The sequence below is a fragment of the Neorhizobium sp. BETTINA12A genome (genome assembly GCF_023006485.1).
Taxonomy (GTDB): domain Bacteria; phylum Pseudomonadota; class Alphaproteobacteria; order Rhizobiales; family Rhizobiaceae; genus Neorhizobium.
Genome location: NZ_JALBGW010000055.1, coordinates 20,556 through 27,518 on the forward strand (window position 1 = coordinate 20,556; position 6,963 = coordinate 27,518).

At 62.6% G+C, this 6,963-nt stretch carries 5 protein-coding genes; 1 reads left to right on the forward strand and 4 read right to left on the reverse strand.

The genetic code is table 11. The features are described 5' to 3' along the window. The 4 genes from MOV61_RS15380 to MOV61_RS15395 all read right to left on the reverse strand — a co-directional run bounded on the left by MOV61_RS15380 (nucleotide 1) and on the right by MOV61_RS15395 (nucleotide 5,662). On the reverse strand, nucleotides 1-1,644 hold the full coding sequence (locus tag MOV61_RS15380) for a GumC family protein (protein WP_247137199.1): 1,644 nt from the start codon (nucleotides 1,642-1,644) through the stop codon (nucleotides 1-3). Between the two features lie 107 nt (nucleotides 1,645-1,751). Beyond that, entirely contained in the window at nucleotides 1,752-3,710 is a 1,959-nt protein-coding gene (asnB, locus tag MOV61_RS15385) for an asparagine synthase (glutamine-hydrolyzing) (protein ID WP_247137200.1), read from the reverse strand. 105 nt (nucleotides 3,711-3,815) lie between these two features. Further along, nucleotides 3,816-5,189, reverse strand: a complete 1,374-nt coding sequence (locus MOV61_RS15390) for an FAD-containing oxidoreductase (RefSeq protein WP_247137201.1) — start codon at nucleotides 5,187-5,189, stop codon at nucleotides 3,816-3,818. Next, on the reverse strand, nucleotides 5,186-5,662 hold the full coding sequence (locus tag MOV61_RS15395; protein ID WP_247137202.1) for a DUF4126 family protein: 477 nt from the start codon (nucleotides 5,660-5,662) through the stop codon (nucleotides 5,186-5,188). The genes MOV61_RS15390 and MOV61_RS15395 overlap by 4 nt, the downstream gene beginning before the upstream one ends. A 270-nt stretch (nucleotides 5,663-5,932) precedes the next feature. Between MOV61_RS15395 and MOV61_RS15400 the strand changes: the two genes are divergently transcribed. Continuing rightward, nucleotides 5,933-6,963, forward strand: a 1,031-nt coding sequence (locus MOV61_RS15400) for a cache domain-containing protein (protein WP_309493811.1), incomplete at its 3' end; no start/stop codon positions are given.

Consider the following 6,963-nt stretch of genomic DNA (forward strand, 5'->3'; position numbering starts at 1 on the left):
TCAGGCGAACTCGCGGCCGGCTTCGCGCATATGGCCGAACAGGCCGAACGTGAGTGCCATCAGCACGCCGAAAATGGCGCCAGCGAAAGCGCCGCCGATCATCAGCAGCAGCGAGCTTGGCGGCCAGCTCTTCGATTGCGGCGGCACCGGCGGCGAAATCACCCGGACATTGCTGGTATCGATCTGCTGACGTTCACTGATCTGGTGCGTTCGCGACAGATAGGTTTCGTAGACGGCGGCCTTGGAGCGTGCATCCCGCTCAAGCTCACGCAGGCGCACCTGGGCGTCGTTTTCGGTAAACACGGTCGAGCGCGAGGCGTCGGACTTGCGGCGCAGTTCCTGAAGAGCGTTGTTTGCCTGATCGACGTCGGTCTTGGCGGACTGGAGAAGACGGGCGGCTTCCTCGGAGATGGCGCGATCGACGGAAGCAAGTTCAGACTGCAGAGCGACAAGGCGCGGGTGGCGGGCGCCATAGACGAGCGTCATCGAGCTGATCTGCTGCTGCAAGGCGCTATAGCTGGCGCGCAGGGTGACCATGGTGGCAGAGTCGAAGACAGCCGAGTTCGCAACCCGCCTGTCGGCATAGGCCGCCTGCAGCTGCTTATAGCGGGTATCGGCCTGAATCAGCCGTTGCTGGGCGTCGAGAACCTGGGTGTCGAGCGCGCCGGAAATACGGGTGCTGGTGAGTTCGCCGGCCGTCGATTGCAGGTCGTTCTGGCGCTTGAACTGCTCGACCTTCTCCTCGGCTTGCGTGACGGAGCGGCGCAGTTCATCGAGCCGGCTGTTGAGGCCGATTGCAAGCTGGCCGGCGCTGGCCGAGGAGGATTTGAACAGTTCGCCTTCGAAGGCCGAGACGATCGCGTTCGACAGCTTGATCGACTTGTCGACGTCTCCCGTCCATACGGAGAGGACGACGACGAACGAGCCGTCGTCGCGGGTCGCGGTAACCTGCTTTTCGAGCTGCCGCAGGACGCTCAACTGCCTGTCCTCGGGCGCGGACGGCGACGAAATGAGGTTGCGCAGGCCGTCGAGCCGTCCGGGGCGGTTGAATTCCGGGTCTTCGGTGAGGTTGAGATCGTTGATGACCTTGGTCAGCACGTTACGAGACGTCAGCACCCGCAATTTGCTCTCGACCTCCAGAAGCTGGGAGTCCCGCTGCGGGTTGGCGGAGAAGACATCGTCGGAAACGACGTTGAGGTTGGAAGGATCGATGATGATCTCGGTGCTGACCGTATAGCGCGGCGAGGCAATGGCGGCGTAAAGCAGCGCGAGCACGGCGCCGAGGATCGCGGCGGCAATGATCCGCAGAAAGCCCTTGCGCAGCCAGCGGATGATATCGGTGAACTGTATCTCCGTCAGGCTGTGAAGCTGTGCCTCGATCCGTTTTTCAAACGGAATGTCCTCGTATCGCATCCGGTCGTCATCTTCCCGTTCATAGGCGGGCGGATGGCGATGATAATCCGAACGGGGTCGATAGTCAGGTGCCGAAGAAGGACGAGGCTGATGGCGTGCCGGGGGGCGTTCTTCGGGTTCTTCCTCTTCGAGGAGAGGGTGGTTCAGGAGTGAGCTCTGATAGTCGCTGCGATAACGCGACGCCCGGGCCGATGCCGACCGCCGAGTATGTGGCTCCTTCGGCTCGTACATGGACTACCTCCGCCCTCCCGCCACAGCGAAAGAACCTACAATTGGACACACTCCGGCGATCATGACCAATTGTCGTGAATTTTAAGTTAATTGAAGATTTTCAAGAGCTAATAGGCAGCCTTGCGAATGGGATGCGCCTCGTCCGCGGCGGATCGGGTAAAACCCTTCAGCCAGAGTTGGGTGGACAATATGCCGACGAAAGCGGCGTTGTCGCGAAACCCGGAGACTGGGGCCAAGCGGCATTTCTGATGGAGTTTTGCGACGGCCTTCGGATTAAAGAGACCGGAGGCAGCGATTGCCTGTTCGCCGAGCATCTCGCCGACATAGGCCTGCGCGTTATTACCGATGAAGGAACGGCTGTCCGGTGCGCGGTAGGGCTGTTTCGGACGCTTGCTGATGACATCGGGCAGCAGGTCCCCGGCGACATGGCGCAGGATGTGCTTCTCGTCGAGGCCCTTGAGCTTCATGCCCGGCGTCAGGCGACTGGCGAATTCCACTAATCGGTGGTCGAGGAAGGGGAAGCGGCCTTCGATCCCATGCGCCATCGCCATGCGGTCGCCCTGGCTCGACAGGATATAGCCGGGCAGCAGAAAACGGCTTTCGAGATATTGTGCCTGATGCAGCGGATGCCAGCGGCCGAAGTTTTCCGGCAGGCGGGAGGCGAGTTCTTCGGCGGCATCGTAGGTGCCGAGCGTGGCGCGGAGATCGTCGGAATAGAAGATCTTGGCGGCCGCCGTCGAGCGGAAGCGCGGGCGGTGGGAGAACAGCGGATCGTCCGTCGCCTCGTTGCCGGCGCCGAAGAAGGCGGCGAGATATTCGGCCGACTGCTGCTTTAGCCCCGGCAGATAGGGATAGAGCTTGCGGAAAAGATGCGGGCGCATCTTCGATCCTGGCTGGCGGGCACAGAAACGGCGCACCCGTGCCTCGCGAAAAATGTCGTAGCCGGCGAATACCTCGTCGGCGCCTTCGCCGGTCAGCACCACCTTCATGCCGGCATCGCGAACAAGGCCTGAGAGGCGGTAGAGCGGGGCAGGGGCGGTGCGCAGGACCGGCCGTTCGGTGAAACGGATCACATCCGGAAAACTTGCGGCGATATCGGCCGAGCCGCTGGCGACGGCGCGATGACGGGTGCCGAGCGCTTCTGCGACTTGCCGCTGGAAAGCGCTTTCGTCGTGCTCGGCGTCGTCGAAAGTGACTGAGAAGGTGTCGAGGCCATTCGGAGCCATCGGTGCGGCGAGCGCCGCGATCAGCGAGGAGTCGAGCCCGCCGGAGAGATAGGCGCCAACCGGCACGTCGGCGCGCATGCGCAGCTGCGTCGCATCGGTCAACAGCGCCCGCAACTCCTCTTCCCGAACGGACTGATCGGCTTCGACGTGATCGCCGGCATCCGGGAAATCAAGCACCCAATAGGGCCGGGTTTCAGTCCGGCCGTTCCTGGCGATCATCAGGTGGCCGGGTTCGAGCTCGAAAATGCCATTGAAGGCAGTGCGCGGCGGGATCGGCGTCCAAAGGGTAAAAATCTGGTCGAGGGCGATTGGATCGAGTTCGGCCTCGATACCCGGCATCTGAAGCAATGCCTTGATCTCCGAGGCAAAATACAGCGAACCCTTGTGCTCGGTATAAAAGAGTGGCCTGACCCCCATCCGGTCGCGGGCGAGCATCAGCCGGCGCTCGCGGTGATCCCAGATGGCGAAGGCATAATCGCCGTTGAGGCGCGAGAGGCAGGCTTCGCCATAAGTCGCATAAAGCTGCAGCAGGACTTCCGTATCGCTGCCGGTTCGGAAGGTGACGCCGCGCGCCTTCAGTTCGTCGCGCAGTTCGACATAGTTGAAGATCTCGCCGTTGAAGACGATGGTAAAGCGGGCCTCGGCGTCCGTCATCGGCTGCTGGCCGTCGGAAAGCCCGACGATCGACAGCCGGACATGCGTAAGGCCGAGGCCGGGAGCGGTGAACACACCTTGTCCGTCCGGTCCGCGATGGGCGATCGCCTGTGCCATCGAAGACAGCAAGGCCTCCGAATCTCCGGAGCCGTATGCCTCACCGACGAAACCCGCAAAACCGCACATCTGTTTCCATCATCAACAGGGACACTGATGCCTCCGGTCATAAATGGAAATGCTTGCCGGCCGCTTCAGGCGGTCGATAAAATTGTAATCGTGTCCAAAAGAGGCTCAGATCGGCTTCATGCCGAGCACCACGGTCGGCCAGAATTCCGAGACCGTCGGATGGATCGGCACCGCCCAGCGCAGCGTATCGTAGGTGGCGCGGGCATTCATCATGTCGAGCACGCCGTGGATCGATTCGTCGCCACCGGTTCCGAGGATCGCGGCACCGAGGATCTCGTGCGTGTCCGCATCGGCCACGAATTTCATCAGGCCCTGCGTTTCGCCCTTTTCGACCGCGCGGCCGACCCTTGCCATGGACTGACGACCGACCAGGACCTTCCGCCCAGACTTGCGCGCCTCTGCCTCGCTCATGCCGACACGGCCGAGTGGCGGGTCGATATAAAGCGCGTAACCGACCAGCCGGTCGGAGACCTTGCGGTTCTCGCCGTCGAAGAGGTTTGCGGCGATGATCTCGAAGTCGTTATAGGCGGTGTGGGTGAAGGCGCCTTTGCCGTTGCAGTCGCCCATCGCCCAGATGCCTTCGACATTGGTCGAGAGGTCGTCGCCGACCTTGATGTAACCCTTTGCATCCAGTTCGACGCCGGCCTTATCGAGGCCGAGATCGTCGGTGTTCGGACGGCGGCCGACCGCGAGCAGAACGTCGGAGCCGATCACTTCCGGAGCGCCTTGGGTGCAATCGACGCCGACGGCGACGCCGTCTTCAAGGCTGCTGAAACGGATGCATTCCGCGCCGGTGCGGATATGGATGCCTTCGGCTTCGAGGATTTCGCGGATCGCCTGCGAAATCTCCTCGTCTTCGCGCCCGACCAGACGCGGGCCTTTTTCGACGACGGTCACCTCGGCCCCGAAGCGGCGGTAGATCTGCGCGAATTCCAGCCCGATATAGCTGCCACCGATGATGACCAGATGTTTCGGCACCCGGTCGAGCAGAACGATGTCGCTGTTGGTCATGTAGGGCACGTCGCCGACGCCCGGGAAGTCCGGGATTGCGGCACGACCGCCGACGTTCAGGAAGATCTGCGGCGCGGTCAGAAGTTCGTCGCCGACGCGGATCGTGTTCTTATCCTCGAACCGGGCGTGGCCGCGGATCAGAGTGCAGTTGGGCATGCCTTCGAGCCAGCTTTCGTTACCGTGGCGCGAGTCGAGCGTCACCTTGTGCGAACGCCGCATGACGGTCGGCATGTCGATGTTCACCGGGCCATCGAGCACCACGCCATAGTCACCGCCGCGGCGGGCGACGTGGGCGGCATAGGCGCTGGCGACGAGCGTCTTGGTCGGCTTGCATCCGGTATTGACGCAGGTGCCGCCGACATGTTTGCGTTCGATGATCGCAACGGTCTTGCCGGCGTCGTTGAAGCGTCCTGCGAGCGAGGGGCCTGCCTGGCCGGCCCCGATGATGATGGCGTCGAAGCTTTTCATACCGCGGCCGCGACAGGTAGGGACGCGACGATGAGGTAGGCCGCGATGATCGCGACAGCGTCCTCGATGAAGGCGGCCGGGGGATCCTTGCCGAAGCTGGCGGCCAGCTTGCCGCGGACGGCGGCGCCACCATAGGTGCCGATCGCAGCGCCGATGATGCCGGCAATGAGGCCGACGATCCAGCCGCCATAGGGCGTGCCGATCGCCGCACCCGTGAGCGCGCCCATGATCAGGCGGGCGCCGAACTGCTGCGGCACTTTGCGGCTTGGCGTCGAGGGAAGCTGGTCGGTGACCAGTTCGACGACGGCAAGGATGGTGAAGATGCCGACGGCCCAGATGGTGCCCATGAAGGCGAGCCAGGAGCCGGAGAGGTTGAGCCAGCCGAGATAGGCGGCCCAGGCGATTGCGGCAGGCGCGGTCATGGCGCGCAGGCCGGCGACGACACCGATCAAAAGTGCGAGTAGATAGACCATTGAAACCCCCTTGTGGCTTTCCCCATTTGCGCCTGTGATCGAAGCACGATCAGTCGTGAAGTCAAGCAGCGGGTGGAAATTATTGCGACGATACGAGGAATGCTTGCACGATCCGATCACGCACGCCGGCGCCTTCAAACGCCTGTAGCGACCATGATCCGAGATGCCGGCCCATTCCTGAAGGATTTTATGGAAATCACCAGTGCAGCGGTTAGAATGCCGTTTTTCCGTCAGCCCGGGCGGGAAAATGAGCGGAGGAAACCGGACCTGTTGAGATATCGCATTCTTCTGCCGTTGGCCCTGCTTGCGGCGATCGGCGTTGCGCTGGTCTTCAAGGGCAGCGATATCCTCGCGCGGGGTTATATCGACGAGGCCGAGATCCAGGCGGGCACAACGCTGCGCCTGGCGGTGTCGGCGCTCGACGGCCATCTGAAGCGTTACGAGGCATTGCCGGCTCTGATCGCCGACCAGCAGAATATCGAGGCGCTGATCCTCGATCCGAAGAACGAGACGCTGCGGGCGACAACGAACACTTATCTCAAGGAGATCAATGGGGTTCTGAAATCCTCCGACATTTACGTGATGACCATGGACGGCGAGACGATCGCGGCCAGCAATTATGACAGCCCGGTCAGCTTCGTCGGCGAGAATTTCACCTATCGACCCTATTTCCAGGATGCGGCGGAGGGCCGCCAGTCGCGCTTTTATGCGCTCGGCACGACGTCTTTGAAGCGCGGCTACTATTTCGGGTCGCCGATCGAGATCGGCGGCGCCATCCGCGGGGTGATCGTCTTCAAGGTGGATATCGACAACCTCGAAGCCTCCTGGGGCGGCGGCGACGATCGGATTTTCGTTTCGGATCCCGAGGGCATCATCTTCATGACCGGCAGTCCCGAATGGCTTTATGCCAGCATCCTGCCGCTGACGCCCGACCGGATCGCCCGCACGGAGGCGTCGCGGCGGTATGCGGACGCCAGGCTCCGCGAATTGCCGGTCGAGCGCGGCAGCTTCGCAGGACGCGATGTCATGACCATCCGGGATGGCGGGGTCGAGAAGGAATATCTCGTCGTATCGCAACCGATGCCGGATGCGGGCTGGACCGTCAACGTGCTGATGGATACCAGCTCGGTCCATACCCAGGCAAAGACCGCGACGGTTGCAGCACTTCTGACGCTCTGCCTTGCAGGTCTGGGACTCGCCATTGTCCTCCAGCGCCGAGCGCGGCTCAACGAACGCCTGACGCTGCAAGCCGAGGCGCGCAACGAGCTGGAGCACCGCGTCGCCGAGCGCACCGCCGATCT